17 protein-coding genes are annotated in these 16,826 nt (G+C 60.0%); 6 read left to right on the top strand and 11 right to left on the bottom strand.

Annotated elements, in window-relative coordinates:
- Positions 1-57: 57 nt before the first annotated feature.
- The 4 genes from J9870_RS00105 to J9870_RS00120 form a co-directional block, all read right to left on the bottom strand.
- Positions 58-432, bottom strand: coding sequence for a lysozyme inhibitor LprI family protein (locus J9870_RS00105; RefSeq protein ID WP_210642164.1), 375 nt, complete (start codon positions 430-432; stop codon positions 58-60).
- 374 nt (positions 433-806) lie between these two features.
- Positions 807-1,580 (bottom strand): MetQ/NlpA family ABC transporter substrate-binding protein, encoded by a 774-nt coding sequence (locus J9870_RS00110; RefSeq protein ID WP_063323628.1) that lies wholly within the window; start codon positions 1,578-1,580, stop codon positions 807-809.
- Positions 1,581-1,659: 79 nt separating this feature from the next.
- Positions 1,660-2,334, bottom strand: a complete 675-nt coding sequence (locus J9870_RS00115) for a methionine ABC transporter permease (RefSeq protein WP_210642165.1) — start codon at positions 2,332-2,334, stop codon at positions 1,660-1,662.
- Positions 2,334-3,341 carry a methionine ABC transporter ATP-binding protein gene (locus J9870_RS00120; RefSeq protein ID WP_210642166.1) on the bottom strand — a complete coding sequence of 336 codons (1,008 nt, stop codon included), beginning with the start codon at positions 3,339-3,341 and terminating at the stop codon, positions 2,334-2,336. Before J9870_RS00120 ends, J9870_RS00115 begins: the two co-directional genes overlap by 1 nt.
- A 264-nt stretch (positions 3,342-3,605) precedes the next feature.
- Here J9870_RS00120 and katE point away from each other — a divergent pair, with 264 nt between their 5' ends.
- On the top strand, positions 3,606-5,744 hold the full coding sequence (gene katE / locus J9870_RS00125; protein WP_210642167.1) for a catalase HPII: 2,139 nt from the start codon (positions 3,606-3,608) through the stop codon (positions 5,742-5,744).
- A gap of 118 nt (positions 5,745-5,862) precedes the next feature.
- Here katE and J9870_RS00130 read toward each other — a convergent pair whose 3' ends face one another.
- Genes J9870_RS00130 through zur form a run of 4 tightly spaced genes read right to left on the bottom strand, consistent with a single transcriptional unit; the run spans position 5,863 to position 8,659 of the window.
- A complete protein-coding gene (locus tag J9870_RS00130) occupies positions 5,863-6,576 on the bottom strand; it encodes a PA5502 family lipoprotein (protein WP_210642168.1) in 714 nt (237 codons plus the stop codon).
- A 37-nt stretch (positions 6,577-6,613) separates the two neighbouring features.
- Positions 6,614-7,402: a zinc ABC transporter permease subunit ZnuB gene (znuB, locus tag J9870_RS00135; RefSeq protein ID WP_210642169.1), complete on the bottom strand. Its 789-nt coding sequence runs from the start codon at positions 7,400-7,402 to the stop codon at positions 6,614-6,616.
- The gene (gene znuC, locus J9870_RS00140) at positions 7,395-8,177 is read right to left on the bottom strand and encodes a zinc ABC transporter ATP-binding protein ZnuC (protein ID WP_210642170.1); all 783 of its coding nucleotides are present in this window, start codon (positions 8,175-8,177) and stop codon (positions 7,395-7,397) included. The genes znuB and znuC overlap by 8 nt, the downstream gene beginning before the upstream one ends.
- Positions 8,177-8,659 (bottom strand): zinc uptake transcriptional repressor Zur, encoded by a 483-nt coding sequence (zur, locus tag J9870_RS00145; RefSeq protein ID WP_210642171.1) that lies wholly within the window; start codon positions 8,657-8,659, stop codon positions 8,177-8,179. The genes znuC and zur overlap by 1 nt, the downstream gene beginning before the upstream one ends.
- 66 nt (positions 8,660-8,725) lie before the next feature.
- Here zur and znuA point away from each other — a divergent pair, with 66 nt between their 5' ends.
- Positions 8,726-9,652: a zinc ABC transporter substrate-binding protein ZnuA gene (gene znuA, locus J9870_RS00150; protein WP_210642172.1), complete on the top strand. Its 927-nt coding sequence runs from the start codon at positions 8,726-8,728 to the stop codon at positions 9,650-9,652.
- 94 nt (positions 9,653-9,746) lie between these two features.
- Here znuA and J9870_RS00155 read toward each other — a convergent pair whose 3' ends face one another.
- Entirely contained in the window at positions 9,747-10,697 is a 951-nt protein-coding gene (locus J9870_RS00155; RefSeq protein ID WP_210642173.1) for a homoserine kinase, read from the bottom strand.
- Positions 10,698-10,756: 59 nt separating this feature from the next.
- A complete protein-coding gene (locus J9870_RS00160) occupies positions 10,757-11,044 on the bottom strand; it encodes a DUF2782 domain-containing protein (protein ID WP_063323620.1) in 288 nt (95 codons plus the stop codon).
- A gap of 74 nt (positions 11,045-11,118) precedes the next feature.
- Here J9870_RS00160 and polA point away from each other — a divergent pair, with 74 nt between their 5' ends.
- Complete coding sequence (polA, locus tag J9870_RS00165) at positions 11,119-13,887, top strand: DNA polymerase I (RefSeq protein WP_210642174.1); 2,769 nt, start codon at positions 11,119-11,121, stop codon at positions 13,885-13,887.
- Between the two features lie 312 nt (positions 13,888-14,199).
- Here the strand turns inward: polA and yihA are convergent, their stop codons facing one another.
- Positions 14,200-14,841 (bottom strand): ribosome biogenesis GTP-binding protein YihA/YsxC, encoded by a 642-nt coding sequence (gene yihA / locus J9870_RS00170; RefSeq protein WP_210642175.1) that lies wholly within the window; start codon positions 14,839-14,841, stop codon positions 14,200-14,202.
- 191 nt (positions 14,842-15,032) lie between these two features.
- Between yihA and J9870_RS00175 the strand changes: the two genes are divergently transcribed.
- The 3 genes from J9870_RS00175 (at position 15,033) to J9870_RS00185 (ending at position 16,821) form a co-directional block, all read left to right on the top strand.
- Entirely contained in the window at positions 15,033-15,323 is a 291-nt protein-coding gene (locus tag J9870_RS00175) for a c-type cytochrome (protein ID WP_003196231.1), read from the top strand.
- 46 nt (positions 15,324-15,369) lie between these two features.
- Entirely contained in the window at positions 15,370-15,981 is a 612-nt protein-coding gene (locus tag J9870_RS00180; protein ID WP_210642176.1) for a c-type cytochrome, read from the top strand.
- A 198-nt stretch (positions 15,982-16,179) separates the two neighbouring features.
- On the top strand, positions 16,180-16,821 hold the full coding sequence (locus tag J9870_RS00185) for a thiol:disulfide interchange protein DsbA/DsbL (RefSeq protein ID WP_210642177.1): 642 nt from the start codon (positions 16,180-16,182) through the stop codon (positions 16,819-16,821).
- Positions 16,822-16,826: the final 5 nt, after the last annotated feature.

Consider the following 16,826-nt stretch of genomic DNA (forward strand, 5'->3'; position numbering starts at 1 on the left):
GATGGAGCGAAATGTTGAATGAGCGAGAGAAAGCCCGACGTGCTCACTGTTTACGGGTTACTCGACTTGCGACAACTTAGCGTCGTCGCAACCGGCAGCACGGCACTCGCGCTCGACAGCTTTGAGTATGACGATACGCGCCTCGGTCTTCTCATTGGCACAGTCCAGGTAGAGCAGACCATCGTTGGAACAGGCGCTGTCACGATTTTTGATCCACTGGATTTGAGCAGCTTTTACTTTTTTCTTTTGCTCCGGGTTCAGAGCACCCATCGTCTTCTTGTATTGCTCGTTGATTTCCTGATCCGACTGAACCATTTTCAGCGACGCGCAATAGGTTCTGTCATAGGCGTTTCTAGGGTTATCGCAACTCATCGCAAATGCCGATGCTGATGCCATTGCCAGCAATGTCCCAACCAACAAAGACTTGATCACTCACTTCTCTCCCTGAATGCCCTCTATTCATTAGAGGTCGCGGCGGGGAATTTATCATGAGGGTCGTCGAACAATGAAGCGGATCCTACCGCCTTCATGTTTTCCATGGCCCACGATCGGACGTGACTGCCTTTCGATGCAACTTTGACTTTCTCGACCAAAGATCAAGGTCGCTGCCGCACGCCGCAACGATGTAGTTCCCACGCCAAGAGAATCCGAACGCCCTCACGTGGTCCGTGTAGATCACCGTGCAATCTGCTTGATGACCTTCAATCAGTGCATTTTTGAAGGGTTTGCTCAGAATAAGGCATTTCCGAGCATAAAAAACGGGGCTGCATTCACATGCAGCCCCGTTTTTTTATCACCCGATCAGATCAAAACGCCGGCAAAACCGCCCCTTTGTACTTCTCAAGAATAAAAGCCTTCACTTCCGGCGTATGCAGCGCCGCCACCAGCTTCTTCATCGCCTCACTGTCTTTGTCATCCTCACGAGCCACCAGGATGTTCACATAAGGTGAGTCGCTACCTTCAATCACCAGCGCATCCTTGGAAGGATCAAGCTTGGCCTCCAACGCATAGTTGGTATTGATCAGCGCCAGATCCACCTGAGTCAGCACCCGCGGAATGGTCGCGGCTTCCAGTTCACGGAATTTCAGATCCTTCGGGTTCTCAACAATGTCCTTGGTAGTGGACAGGATGTTGTTCGAATCCTTGAGCTTGATCACCCCAGCCTTCGCCAGCAGCAACAACGCACGACCGCCGTTGGTGGCGTCGTTCGGGATCACCACGTTGGCGCCGCCCGGCAGTTCTGTAAGGGCCTTGTACTTGCTGGAGTACGCGCCCAGGGGTTCCAGGTGCACACCGGCCACGCTCACCAGGTGCGTGCCCTTGGCCTTGTTGAACTCATCCAGGTACGGCTGGTGCTGGAAGAAGTTGGCGTCCAGGCGCTTTTCCGCGACCTGTACGTTCGGCTGGATGTAGTCGGTGAAGACTTTGACCTTGAGGTCCACGCCTTCTTTGGCCAGGGCCGGTTTGACGAATTCGAGGATTTCCGCGTGCGGCACCGGGGTGGCGGCGACGGTCAGGGTGTCGGCGGCGTGGGCGGAAAACGCTGCGGCGGCAGCGAAGGCAACCAGTAGTTTCTTCATTCAGCTAACTCCTTTTGAAGCGCCTGCTCTCGGCGCCTGCCAGCGAATGGCCGGCTCATGGTTTATTGGCCGCGAGGCCTTATTTTCTAGAAAAATGCACAACCAACTTGTCGCCCACGGTTTGCAGGACCTGAACCAGCACCAGCAGCAATACCACCGTGACTACCATCACATCGGTCTGGAAACGCTGGTAACCGAAGCGGATCGCCAAGTCGCCCAAACCACCGGCACCGACCACACCGGCCATGGCCGTGTAGGACACCAGCGTAATCGCGGTCACCGTAATCGCTGCAAAAATGCCCGGGCGGGCTTCCGGCAGCAAGGCGTTGATAATGATCTGCCGAGTCGTCGCGCCCATGGCCTGGGTAGCTTCGATGATGCCGCGATCGACTTCACGCAGGGCGGTTTCCACTAGGCGGGCGAAGAACGGCGTCGCGCCGACCACCAGCGGTGGGATCGCGCCGGCCACGCCCAGCGAAGTGCCGGTAATCAAAACCGTGAACGGGATCATCACGATCAACAGGATGATGAATGGCAGTGAACGCAGGATGTTGACGATCAGCGACAGCAGCGCATAAACGCCGCGGGCTTCGAGCAACTGACGCGGGCTGCAGAGGAACAGCAACACGCCCAGCGGCAGGCCGAGCAGCACGGTAAACAACAGCGAACCGAACAGCATCAGGAAGGTGTCGCCTGTCGCCAGCCAGATTTCCAGCCAGTCGATGTTGGAGAAGAACGAACTCAACAGTTCCATTAGCGCAGCACCTCCATATGGACATCGGCCGCGGTGAAGCGGGCAAACGCCGCGTCCATGTCACCGCCGGTGATGGCGAGGGTCAGTTGCCCGTAGGGGGTGTCTTTGATGCGGTCGATACGGCCGGCAAGTATGCTGTAGTCCACGCCGGTTTCCCGGGCGACGGTGCCGAGCAGTGGCGCGTAGGTCGCTTCGCCCTGGAAGGTCAGACGCACGATGCGTCCGGGTACGTGGGCAAAATCGTCGCGTTGTTCGCTTTCGTCGATCTGCTCGTCTTCCTGGACGAAACGCTTGGTGGTCGCGTGCTTGGGGTGCAGGAACACTTCGGCCACCGGGCCTTGCTCGACGATCACGCCAGCGTCCATCACGGCGACTTGATCGCATACGCGGCGGATCACGTCCATTTCATGGGTGATCAGCACGATAGTCAGCTTCAGTTCGCGGTTGATCTCCGCCAGTAGTTGCAGCACCGAGGCGGTGGTCTGTGGGTCGAGCGCGCTGGTGGCCTCGTCGCACAGCAGGATCTTGGGTTTGGTCGCCAGGGCGCGGGCGATGCCGACGCGCTGCTTCTGGCCGCCGGACAGTTGCGCCGGGTATTTCCTGGCGTGGTCGGACAAGCCCACCCGCGCCAGCAATTCGGCGACGCGCTGGTCGATTTCGCTGCGGGACAATTCGCCCGCCAAGGTCAGCGGCAGCGCGACGTTGTCGGCCACGGTCTTGGAGGCCAGCAGGTTGAAGTGCTGGAAAATCATCCCGACCTGCTGCCGGAAGCGCCGTAGGCCGCTGGCGTCCAGGGCGGTGACTTCCTCGCCGTCGACGATGATCTTGCCGCCGCTGGAATCTTCCAGGCGATTGATCAGGCGCAGCAGGGTACTTTTTCCCGCACCGGAATGGCCGATCAGGCCGAAGACCTGACCGTTCTCAATCGTCAGACTGGTCGGGTGCAGGGCGGGGATATCCCTACCGGCAACCCGGTAGGTTTTATAAACGTTTTGAAACTCGATCACGTAGCGAACCTTGTGGGGCGCGTTGGAAAAGGATCAGCGGTTAGCCGGGCGCGCATTTTAGCCTGTCCGTATAGAGGTTCTTAGCATTTATTTGCGATCAGACCTGTCATTTGGCAATAACGCGATCAAAGGCCATAAAAAAGGAACACAGCCAAACGGCATCGGTCACTCATTAAGCAACTCGAAAATGCCCAGGTATCGACCTGCGGTATCGAACTCAAGAGTCCTGGCCACGGCGGGGATCGTAAAGAGGAGTTATGCCTGATGAGTACCGAAAAGCCCACGGTCAACAAGAGCCAACTGGCCGGGACCGACACGCTGGATCGCGGCAACACCAACGCCAAGCTCGAGAGCCTGGAACAGTTCCGTTCCGACGCCACTGAACAAGCATTGCGCACCAACCAAGGCGTGAAAATCGCCGATAACCAGAACACCCTTCGAGTCGGCGCCCGCGGCCCCTCGTTGCTGGAAGACTTCATCATGCGTGAAAAAATCACGCATTTTGACCATGAACGTATCCCGGAACGTATCGTCCACGCTCGCGGTACCGGGGCTCATGGTTATTTTCAGAGCTATGATGCGCACTCGGCCTTGACCAAAGCCGGTTTCCTACAAGATCCGAGTAAGAAAACCCCGGTATTCGTGCGTTTTTCCACCGTGCAAGGTCCACGGGGTTCCGGCGACACCGTGCGGGACGTGCGTGGCTTTGCGGTGAAGTTCTTTACCGACGAAGGCAACTTCGACCTGGTGGGCAACAACATGCCGGTGTTTTTCATCCAGGACGCGATCAAGTTTCCAGACTTCGTCCACGCGGTAAAACCCGAACCCCATAACGAAATACCTACCGGCGGTTCGGCCCACGATACGTTCTGGGATTTCGTCTCGCTGGTGCCGGAATCGGCGCACATGGTGATTTGGGCGATGTCCGACCGGGCCATTCCGAAAAGCTTGCGCAGTATGCAAGGCTTCGGTGTGCACACCTTCCGCATGATCAACGCCGAAGGCAAAAGCAGCTTCGTCAAATTCCACTGGCGCCCTACGGTCGGCACCTGCTCATTGGTCTGGGACGAAGCCCAGAAACTCGCGGGTAAAGATACCGACTACCACCGTCGCGATCTCTGGGAATCGATCGAGATGGGCGACTACCCGGAATGGGAATTTGGCGTACAGATCGTCGCCGAGGAAGACGAGCATAAATTCGACTTCGACCTGCTCGACCCGACCAAGATCATCCCTGAAGAACTGGTCCCCATCACGCCCTTGGGCAAAATGGTGCTGAACCGCAACCCGGACAACTTCTTCGCCGAAGTCGAGCAGGTTGCGTTCTGCCCTGGGCATATCGTGCCGGGTATCGACTTTTCCAACGACCCGTTGCTACAGGGTCGGCTGTTTTCCTACACCGATACGCAAATCAGCCGACTCGGTGGGCCGAATTTTCATGAGCTGCCGATCAACCGGGCGATTACCCCGGTGCACAACGGCCAGCGTGACGGCATGCATCGCAGCACCATCGACAAGGGGCGCACGTCCTACGAGCCGAACTCCATCGATGGTGGCTGGCCGAAGGAAACCCCGCCCGGCCCTGAGGACGGTGGCTTCGAAAGCTATCCAGAGCGCATCGACGCGCACAAGATCCGCCAGCGCAGCGAATCGTTTGGCGATCATTTCTCCCAGGCCCGGCTGTTCTACAACAGCATGAGCGCCCACGAGCAGGAGCACATCATCGCCGCCTACAGCTTCGAACTGGGCAAGGTGGAGCGGGAGTTCATCCGGAAACGGCAGGTCAATGAGATCCTCGCCAACATCGACTTGGATCTGGCTGGGCGAGTCGCGAAAAACCTCGGCTTGCCGGCACCGACTGCGGGTACTGTCGATGTTCCGACGCCTTCGCTGGAGCAATCCCCGGCCTTGAGCCAGGTGAACCTGCTGTCTGGCGACATCAAGACCCGGAAAGTGGCGGTGCTGGTGGCCAACGGTGTCGATGGGGCGATCATCGACGCCCTCAAACAGGCCCTGAAGGCCGAGGGCGCCCATGCCAAAGTGCTGGGGCCGACTTCGGCACCGGTGACTACGGCCGCTGGGCAAAAGCTAGCGGTGGATGCGTCCATGGAAGGCCTGCCGTCGATTGCCTTCGACGCGGTGTTCGTACCGGGCGGTGCGGAGTCGATCAAGGCCTTGAGTCGCGATGGAGTTGCGTTGCATTACGTGCTGGAGGCCTACAAGCATCTGAAAGCCATTGGGCTTCATGGTGAGGCCCGGCAGTTGTTGGTGGAGTTGAAGCTGGAGGTGGATGCGGGGTTGATCGAAGACGCGGAGGCGAGCGGTTTTTCGCGGTTTTTTGCGGCGATTGCTCAGCATCGGGTTTGGGCGCGGGAGCCTAAGGCCAAGGCGGTTCCGGCTTGAGGGTTGTCTGAAAGAGATTGTTTGCTGGTAGGACGCTATCGCGAGCAGGCTCGCTCCCACATGGGGTTTTGTGATCGACACAAAATCACTGTGGGAGCGAGCCTGCTCGCGATGCTTTTTAAGGCTTACGCGGAGTTAGAACCATCTGCGCCGGCACGCTGCGCAAAATCTGCTTTTGCAACTTCAGGTCAAACCCAGGATCAAGTTTCTTGACCCGCTTGGTCAGCAGCGTTGCCAACCACGGATAATCATCGGTACGCGGCGCCTGAATGCTGACGTCACATTGAAAATTCACCACATCAGCAGCGATGGCGTCCAGTTGGCGACGCATTTGCTGTATATCGCCGATATTGAGCGCCACCGTGGTGCTTTCGCTACTCGGATCAATCACTTTGGCGACCGGTTTGGCTTCGGCGGCCTGGAGGGCGGCCTCGGCTTTTTCCAGCTCGGCCTTGCGGGCTTCGGCAATCGCGCTGTTGACCTCACCGGAAAGTGCCGGCGCCTTGGGCATCAAGGCTCGGGCGCGGCTCAGCGCGGTGGTGGCGGCGTTGACATCGCCTTTTTGCAGGTCGATCTGGCTGCGGCGCAAATACGCCTCGGCCAGTTGCCGTTGATAGGGTTCCAGCGAGGGATCGTCAGGCGTCTGGGCCTGCAAGGCGGCCAACTGATCTTCAGCGGTGGCCAGTTCATTGCTGGCCAGGCTTTGTTCAAGTTGCGCGATGGCCGGGCCCCGCGTATCGGGGGCCTCGATGACCGGCGGCGAACTCTGGCAAGCGCCCAGTAGCAGGGAAAATGCGACAAGGAGCAGATAACGGGAGGCGAACGGCTTCATTCCTGCGACTCTCTATTTGCGCAAAAAGCGAGCAAGTCTACACCCCTCGGCGGGGCAGGACAAAACTCAGCAGAAACAGCGCTGCGGCGCTGACCACGATCGACGGCCCTGCCGGAGTGTCCTTGAACCACGACAACGCCAGCCCACCGCACACCGCGAGCATGCCCAGCAGGCTCGCGCCCAGGGCCATCTGCTCCGGGGAACGGGCGTGACGTTGTGCCGCAGCCGCCGGAATGATCAGCAATGAGGTAATCAGCAACACCCCGACGATCTTCATCGCCACGGCGATGACCACCGCAATCAGCAACATCAGCGCCAGCCGCAAACCCACCACAGGCAGGCCCTCGACGCGCGCCAGTTCCTCGTGCACGGTGACGGCCAGCAGTGGCCGCCAGAGCGCAACCAGCAACAGCAGCACCGCCGCGCTGCCGCCCAGGATCCACGACAGGTCCGCAGGGCTGATGGCCAACAAATCACCGAACAGGTAGGCCATCAGGTCAATCCGCACGTCATGCATGAAGCTTAGTACCACCAGCCCGAGGGACAGGGTACTGGGTGCGAGAATTCCCAGCAGCGTGTCGGACGCCAGCGGTTGGCGCTGTTGCAATGTCACCAATAGCACCGCCAACAACAGGCAGCCAACGGTCACCGCCACCGCCGGGCTGACGTCCAGCAGAAACCCCAGGGCTACGCCGAGCAACGCCGCGTGGGACAAGGTGTCGCCGAAATAGGCCATGCGCCGCCAGACCACGAACGAACCCAAGGGGCCGGCCACCAGCGCGAGGGCCAGACCTGCGAGCAGGGCGTACAACAGAAAGTCAGCCATGCTTGCAGCCATCTCCATGAACATGGGTAGAAACAGACGAGTCGCTGACCACTGAACCATGCAGGTCATGGGCGTGGTCATGATGGTGGTGATAAATCGCCAGGCTTTGTGCGTTCTTTCCGAACAGCTCGACGAAGGCCGGATCGCCACTGACCTGCTCGGGATGCCCGGAACAGCAGACGTGGCGGTTGAGGCAGACCACTTGGTCGGTGGTGCTCATTACCAGGTGCAAATCGTGGGACACCATCAGCACGCCGCAACCATGACGGTCGCGCAAGCGCGTGATCAGGCTGTACAGCTCGGCCTGCCCCGCTACATCGACGCCTTGCACCGGCTCGTCGAGCACCAGCAGTTCAGGCTCGCGCAGCAGGGCGCGGGCCAGCAGCACGCGCTGCATTTCGCCACCGGAAACACTTTGTACCGGGCTATCGATCACCTGTTCGGCGCCGACTTCGTTGAGCGCCGCCAAGGCCCGTGCGCGGTCCACGCCAGGCACCAGGCGCAGGAAGCGCAACACCGACAACGGTAGGGTCGGGTCTACGTGGAGTTTTTGCGGCATGTAGCCGATCCGCAGCTTTGGCTTGCGCCAGACACTGCCGCTGTCCGGCTTGAGCAAACCCAGCACGGCACGCACCAGGGTGGTCTTGCCGGCGCCGTTGGGGCCGATCAAGGTAACGATCTGCCCCGGCTCGACGCTTAGTTGGATGTTATCCAGCACGCTTTGCCCGGCAAACGTCACGGCCACCTGTTCGAGGCGGATCAACGCGTTGCTCATCAAGCCCCCTGGCAGCCGGAGCAGAGACCGACCACTTCGACGGTCTGGCTGTCGACCACGAAGCCCACCTCTTTGGCGCTGGCGATGATCGCATCGCTGATGGACTTCTGTTCCAGCTCGATGGCGGCGTGGCATTCGCGACAGATCAGGAACTGGCCCTGATGAGCGTGCTCCGGATGGTTGCAGCCGACGAACGCGTTCAGCGACGAAATGCGATGCACCAGGCCGTTTTCCAAGAGGAAATCCAGCGCCCGATAGACCGTCGGCGGCGCCGCGCGGCGGCCATCCTGCTCGCTGAGCACGGCCAGGATGTCGTAGGCGCCCAGCGGCTTGTGGCTTTGCCAGACCAGCTCGAGCACGCGTCGACGCAAGGCGGTCAGGCGCAACCCCTGGCGTGCGCAGATGGCATCGGCCTCGGACAGCGCGCTGTGCACGCAGTGGGAGTGATCGTGGGGGCGACTGGCAAGGGGTGTGATAGGCATGGGCAGCGACGAGTTCAGTGAGAGACGTTATTATGTTACCCGTTCTCGCCTCTTCGAGTGGTCATCGTGTCCCGAATTTTTTCGCTCTTTGTCGCTTTTGTCGCAAGTTTCCTACTGATCGGCCCGGCCCAGGCCGAAGTCAAAGTCCTGACCAGCATCAAGCCATTGCAGCTGATTGCCGCTGCGGTGCAGGACGGCGTGGCAGTTCCCGAAGTGTTGCTGCCTCCCGGCGCATCGCCGCATCACTATGCCTTGCGGCCATCCGACGTACGGAAGGTGCAAGCCGTGGATCTGCTGTATTGGATCGGCCCGGACATGGAAAGCTTCCTACCGCGGGTGCTGAACGGTCGTACGTTACCTTCTGTCGCCGTACAGGATTTGCCAGGGCTCAAGCTTCGTCACTTCGCCCAGGACAGCCAGTCCCACGAGGATGAGCACGATGGCGACGAGCATGATCATGACCACCGCCCCGGCTCTGTCGACGCCCATCTATGGCTTTCGCCGGCCAACGCGCGGGTGATCGCCGCGAAGATGGCGGCTGACCTGAGCGCGGCCGACCCCGCCAATGCCGCCCGTTATCAAAGCAACCTAAAGGGTTTCAACCAGCGTCTGGACGCCTTGGATACGCGCTTGAAGGCGCGCCTGGCCGGGGTCGCGGGCAAGCCGTATTTCGTGTTCCACGAAGCGTTCGACTATTTCGAAGACAACTACGGCCTCAAGCACGCCGGTGTGTTCGCCGTGGCCGCCGAAGTCCAGCCCGGTGCCCAGCATGTGGCGGCGATGCGCACGCGCTTGCAGGCCGTGGGCAAGACCTGCGTGTTCAGTGAACCGCCCCTGCGCCCGCGCCTGGCCGAAACCCTGGTGGCCGGGTTGCCGGTGAAGCTGGCGGAGCTGGATGCACTGGGCGGCTATACCCCGGCGACGGCGCAAGGGTATGAGCAGTTGTTGGAAAAGTTGGGGAATGATTTGGCGGGTTGCCTGGAGTCACTGTAACGCTTGGATTGGCGGCGTTCCCATCGCGGGCAAGCCTTGCTCCCACAGAAAAATCGCTTACACCTGTGGGAGCAAGGCTTGCCCGCGATGCTGTTTAAAGGGCGAAAGGCAACGGAGTGTGAGCTGTCTGCCGCTGCGCCAAGCGCTGCTGGAACTCCATCGGATCGTGGATCAACACATCCTGCCCGGCGAAGGATTCGGCGGCGATCAACCGCGATAGCCAGAACCGTACGCATGCCACGCGCAGCATGGTCGGCCAGAGTTCGGCCTCGGCGGGAGTGAACGGTCGCAGCGCCGCATAGGCCCCCAACAACGCCCGCGCCCGCGCGCCATCAAGCACACCGTCGTCGTCCGAGCACCAGTCGTTCAAGGCAATGGCGACGTCATACAGCATCGGCCCGGAGCAGGCATTGTAGAAGTCGATCAGCCCGGTCAGGTGCGTGCCTTCGAACATCGCGTTGTCGCGGAACAGATCCGCGTGGATATTGGCCCGGGGCAGCGCCAGGATGCCCACCTTCTGCAGGGCGATCTCATCCAGCGCGGCCTCAAGCAGCCGGCGGGGCTCGGTGTCGAGGTGCGACAGCAGCTTGGCGCCCTCCTCCTGCATCCAGTCCAGGCCGCGGTCGGTCTTGCGCTTGATCATCTTGTCCCGGGTCGCCAGGTGCAGGTGCGCCAGCAACTCGCCGACCTGGGCGCAATGTTGCGCGTTGGCCTGCTTGATGTGCTTGCCCGCCAGGCGCGGTTGCAACAGTGCCGGCTTGCCCGCCAGTTCCCGCAGCGCCACGCCATCGGTGGTGCGCAAGGCGTAAGGCACCGGCAGGTCGGCGTCATGCAGCACGTCCAGCAGTTCGATGAAGAACGGCATTTCCTGCACCGGGCCGCGTTCGACCAGGGTCAGGACGAACTCGCCCTGCTCCAGGCTGATGAAGAAATTGGTGTTTTCGCTGCCAGCGGCGATCCCCTGGAAATCAAGCAGACGGCCAAGCCCATAAGGGGCGAGAAAGGTTTCCAGCTCGGGCCGAGCCAGGGGGGTGAACACAGACATGGTTAAAACTGCCAGTACGGGCGCCCTTCAGCGGGCGCCGGTTGAAGTGCAGAGCGGTATTACCACTCAAAGATTTTCCACGACGGAATCAGCATATCCGGCTGGTCCGAGCGGATGAAGTTTGCATCGCTACCATCGGCGCGCACCAGGAAATAAGGCTTGCCGTGCTTGGGCGTGACCTTGATCGCGTACAAGAAGCCGTTTTGCCGGTACTCCTGAATGGTTTTATCACCTTCGGTGCGGATGGTGACATCCGGGTCCGCCGAGGGCGCGTCGTCCGCCGCCATGACGGCCAACGGGGTGATTGCAAACAAGCCAGCCAGTAACAGGCGATTTAGTGTACGCATGATAACCTTGTCCCTTTGTCGTCAACGGTCCCGCTATTCTAGCCCCGGACCCGCCGAAAAGGTTGATCCTGCTCATGAGCCAAGCCCCCCTCGTCCTGGTGGACGGTTCTTCTTATCTGTACCGCGCCTTTCACGCGCTGCCACCGCTGACCACCTCCAAAGGCCTGCCGACCGGTGCGGTCAAGGGCGTGCTGAACATGCTCAAGAGTCTGCGCAAGCAGTATCCGGACAGTCCATTCGCCGTGGTGTTCGACGCCAAGGGTGGGACTTTTCGCGATGCGCTGTATGCCGAATACAAGGCTAACCGCCCGAGCATGCCCGATGACATGCGCGTGCAGATCGAGCCGCTGCATGCCAGCGTCAAGGCCCTGGGCTTCCCGCTGCTGTGCGTGGACAACGTCGAGGCCGATGACGTGATCGGCACCCTGGCCCGCAGCAGCGCCGCGGCCGACCGTCCGGTGGTGATCTCCACCGGCGACAAAGACATGGCGCAACTGGTCGACGGTCACATTACCTTGGTCAATACCATGACCGGTAGTGCACTGGACGTGGCTGGCGTGAAGGAGAAGTTTGGCGTCGCTCCGGAGCAGATCATCGATTACCTGGCATTGATGGGCGATTCATCCGACAACATTCCGGGTGTTCCGGGCATCGGACCGAAGACCGCGTCCGGCTTGCTGGTGGGTGTCAATGGCGGCCTGACCGAGCTGTATGCGCAATTGGACATCGTTGCCACCTTGCCCATCCGTGGCGCCAAGACCCTGGCCGCCAAGCTCGAAGAGCACAAGGAAATGGCGTTGCTTTCCTATGAGCTGGCGACCATCAAGACGGACGTACCTTTGGAGATCGGCCTCGACGATCTGAAAATGGGCGCGCCGGACCACGAGAAACTCGCCGAACTGTACACACTGCTGGAATTCAAAAGCTGGTTCGAAGAAAACCAGCGTGATGCCAAACGTGCGGGCCAGGAGATCGTCGAAGTCAGCGACGAACAACCCGGCGCTGTCGAGGCCAAGTATGAAGTCATCCTCGATCAGGCGCGCTTCGATGCCTGGCTGGCCAAACTCGACAAAGCGCCGCTGTTTGCCTTCGTCACCGAAACCAACGGTGGTGACGCCCAGCATTCGCAACTGGTGGGATTGTCGTTCGCCGTTGCGCCGTTCGAGGCCGCCTACATCCCGTTGACCCATTCCTACATGGGCGTGCCGGAGCAGCTGGACCGCGATACGGTGCTCAAGGCCCTCAAGCCCCTGCTGGAAAACCCGAACAAGCTCAAGGTCGGCCAGCACGCCAAGTTCGAAACCAACATCCTGGCCAACTGCGCCATCGGTGGCGACCAGGACAATGGCATCCTGGTCCAGGGCATCGCCTTCGACACCATGCTTGAATCCTATGTGCTGGATTCCACGGCGACCCGCCACGACATGGACAGCCTGGCGCTCAAGTACCTGGGCCAAAGCAAGACCGATTTCCAGGATATCGCTGGCAAAGGCGTCAAACAGCTGACTTTTGATCAAATCTCCCTGGAACTGGCCGGTCCTTACGCCGCCGAAGATGCAGACGTGACCTTGCGCCTGCACCAGGCCTTGCAGGAAAAGCTGGCCGCCACGCCAAGCCTGGGCAAAGTGCTCACGGAAATTGAAATGCCGTTGATGCCGGTCCTGGCGCGCATCGAACGCCAGGGTGCGCTGGTCGATGCCAACCTGCTGGGCGTGCAGAGTGTCGAGTTGGGCGAGAAACTGGTGGCGCTGGAGCGTGAGGCGTTTGCGATCGCCGGTGAGGAATTCAACCTGGGTTCGCCGAAACAATTGGGCGTGATCCTGTACGAAAAACTCGGCTTGCCGGTGCTCAGCAAAACGGCCAAGGGCCAGGCGTCCACCGCCGAGGCGGTGCTCGCCGAACTGGCGGAGCAGGATTACCCGTTGCCCAAGGTGCTGATGCAATACCGCTCGCTGAGCAAGCTCAAGAGCACCTACACCGATCGGCTGCCGGAGCAGATCAACAGCCGCACGGGCCGCGTCCATACCAATTATCAGCAAGCTGTCGCCGCTACCGGACGCCTGTCCTCGATCGACCCGAACCTGCAGAACATTCCGATTCGTACCGCCGAAGGCCGGCGGATTCGTCAGGCTTTCATCGCGCCGAAAGGCTACAAGCTGTTGGCGGCGGACTACTCGCAGATCGAATTGCGGATCATGGCGCACCTGGCCAAGGATGAGGGCCTGCTCTACGCGTTTCGCCATAATCTGGACGTGCACCGGGCCACGGCCGCCGAGGTTTTCGGGGTCGAGCTGGAGGCGGTCACTCATGATCAGCGCCGCAGTGCCAAAGCGATCAACTTCGGTTTGATCTATGGCATGAGTGCATTTGGCCTGGCCAAGCAGATTGGCGTCGATCGCAAGCAGTCCCAGGCTTACATCGACCGCTACTTCGCCCGTTACCCAGGTGTGCTGGCGTATATGGAGCGCACCCGTGCCCAGGCGGCCGAGCAGGGTTTCGTCGAAACCATTTTTGGCCGTCGGTTGTACCTGCCGGACATCAATGCGAAAAACCCTGCGTTGCGCAAAGGTGCCGAGCGCACGGCGATCAACGCGCCGATGCAAGGCACGGCCGCAGACATCATCAAGAAAGCCATGGTGGCGGTGGATCGCTGGCTGAGCGCATCAGGGCTGGATGCCAAGGTCATCCTGCAGGTACACGACGAATTGGTGCTGGAGGTGCGTGAAGACCTGGTCGACCAGGTGCGCGAGGAAATTCGCCAGCACATGAGCGCCGCCGCCACCCTGGACGTGCCGCTGCTGGTGGAAGTGGGCGTGGGCAATAACTGGGATGAGGCGCACTGATTCCCAAGCCCCGAGGCTCAAGGGTTTTTTGTGGCGAGGGAGCTTGCTCCCTCGCCACAGTGCATCACCGCACGTCTTGGGCGGCCTCCTAATTAGTTCGGAAAATTCCTAAGGCTATTTCCAAAAATAATCTGAACTAAACCGGTGAATTGCTACTCAGAGATTCTGAATGGCTGGTGAAGCCCTTCAATGCTCCTATGTTGTGTTAAGTGTTGGCAGATATCTGGACCCCGCCCTAGCGGTCCGGAACTTGGACCCCGAACTTCCCCCTCCCCATACGAAGTCCGGGGTTTTTTTTGCCTGCGATTTGGCTTATTCCGCCTGTTCGCTGCCCTTGTCTGCCAATTCCATCCAGTCGGCCAATACAGTGTAGGCCTCTTCCAGGCCCATGCGCTTGGGGGCCGAGAACAGCTGGATGGTGATCGTATCGCCCCACCCTTTGCGAATTTCCGACTGCACTTTGAGCAGGGTGTTCTTGGCCGCGCCGTAGGTGAGCTTGTCTGCCTTGGTCAGCAGGATGTGCATCGGCATGCCGCTGGCGACAGCCCAGTCGAGCATCAGCAGGTCGAAGTCGGTCATCGGATGGCGGATGTCCATCATCAGAATCAGGCCTTTCAAACTCTCGCGGCTGCCCAGGTAGGCTTCCAGATGGCGCTGCCAGTGTTGCTTGAGCGGGATCGGTACTTTCGCGTAGCCGTAACCGGGCAGGTCGACCAAACGGCGTTCATCGTCTAGCTTGAAGAAGTTCAAGAGCTGCGTGCGACCCGGGGTTTTCGAGGTGCGTGCCAGGCTGGCATGGGTCAAGGTGTTCAGCGCGCTGGATTTACCGGCATTGGAACGCCCGGCGAAAGCCACTTCAAAGCCTTCATCGTCGGGGCATTGATCGACTTTGGCGGCGCTGAGCATGAAGGTGGACTGTTGGCACAGGCCAAGGATGGGGTTCTTCAGTTGCATGGGATTTCCGATGTGGGCGGCGTCGGGAATGGACGCGGCAAGCTGTGTCGTTTCCGTTTCAGTGACGCCAGTATATAATGCCGCAGATTTTGTGTGCGCTTTGTCCCAGCGTAGGATGAAGCTCACGGGAGCGATCGACCGAAATTGCGCACTAGAACGCAGCTCGCTCCCAACCCTGAAAAGGTCGTTTTATGACGAAATGGCTGCTAGCTGCCGGTGTCTTGATGCCGCTTTACAGCGCTCAGGCTACACAGGATCCGGAAGCTGTGTACAACCGTGTTTGTGGTGCCTGTCATTCCGGCCAACTCCCCATGGCGCCCCGCAAGGGCGATCAGGAAGCTTGGACGCCGAGGTTGGCGAAAGGTATGGAGACGCTGGTGCAACACGTGACCCAGGGTTTCAAGGCGATGCCGCCGCGTGGTTTGTGCATGGACTGCAGTGCCGAGGATTACCGAGCCATCATCCAGTGGATGAGCGAGTAAACCCGGTCCATAACTCTTTAACCCTTAGCCGTAGTTGGATTAGCTGATGAACAAACTGATCGTGAGTCTGCTGTTGACCTTGGGGATATCCGGCGTAGCCCACGCCGCTGGCGATGCCGCTGCCGGTCAGGCGAAAGCGGCCGTATGCGGGGCCTGCCATGGCCCAGATGGCAATAGCATGGCGCCCAACTTTCCGAAACTGGCGGGCCAGGGCGAACGTTATCTGAACAAGCAGTTGCACGACATCAAGTCCAATAAGCGCACGGTGCTGGAAATGACCGGCCTGCTGACCAACCTGAGCGATCAGGACCTGGCGGACATCGCGGCTTATTTCGCCAGCCAGAAGGGCAGCGTCGGGGCTGCCGATCCGAAGCTCGTGGCCCGTGGTGAAGCACTGTTCCGTGGTGGCGACCTGAACAAGGGGCTTCCAGCCTGCACCGGTTGCCACTCGCCTGACGGCAAAGGCAACGCTGCAGCCGGCTTCCCGCACCTGGGCGGCCAGCATGCCCAGTACGTAGGCAAGCAATTGACCGAATTCAGAAAGGAAGAAGGTGGCCGGACCAACGACGGCGATACCAAGCCGATGCAGAGCATTGCGAAAAAGCTGAGCGACGAAGATATCGCGGCGGTATCCAGCTACATCCAAGGCCTGCACTGAGGCCTTTGGCTGGCGTCGCAAGGGATGTACATCCCTTGCAACGTTAACGCTCGATTAATCTCTCGATGCGAGCATCAAAAGGGTGGCTTTGGCCGCCCTTTTTTGTGGCCGCTGCCGTTACACTAGCGAACTAGAACCCGCCACGATCTGTCCTAGAAGCAGGTCTTGCGAGGCCACCTCATTGTCCAGGAGTAAAGCATGCGTAATCTGATCATCAGCGCCGCGCTCGTCGCCGCCAGCCTGTTCGGCGTGACTGCCCAAGCGGCTGAAAAGCCCGCCGCACCCTATGTCGAATTGACCAACCCCGTTGCGGTGGCGGTGCCTGGCAAGATCGAAGTGGTGGAACTGTTCTGGTACGGCTGCCCGCATTGCTACGCTTTTGAGCCGGTTATCAACCCATGGGTCGAGAAACTGCCTTCGGACGTTAACTTCGTACGCATCCCCGCCATGTTCGGCGGCCCATGGGACGCCCACGGCCAGATGTTCCTGACCCTCGAAGCCATGGGCGTCGAGCACAAGGTTCACGCCGCCGTTTTCAACGCGATCCAGAAAGAACACAAGAAGCTGACCGACAAGGAAGACATGGCGGACTTCCTGGCGACCCAGGGTGTGGACAAGGATAAATTCCTAGCCACCTTCGACTCCTTCGCCATCAAGGGCCAGATCAACAAGGCCAAGGAACTGGCAAAGAAATATGAGATCACTGGCGTACCGACCATGATCGTCAACGGTAAATACCGCTTTGACATCGGTTCCGCCGGCGGTGCCGAACAAGCGCTGCAACTGGCCGACCAACTGATCGCCAAAGAGCGAGCGGCCACCAAGGCTGCCGCCAACTAAGCGCG

It is taken from the genome of Pseudomonas sp. Tri1, from assembly GCF_017968885.1.
In the GTDB taxonomy this organism is placed as follows: domain Bacteria; phylum Pseudomonadota; class Gammaproteobacteria; order Pseudomonadales; family Pseudomonadaceae; genus Aquipseudomonas.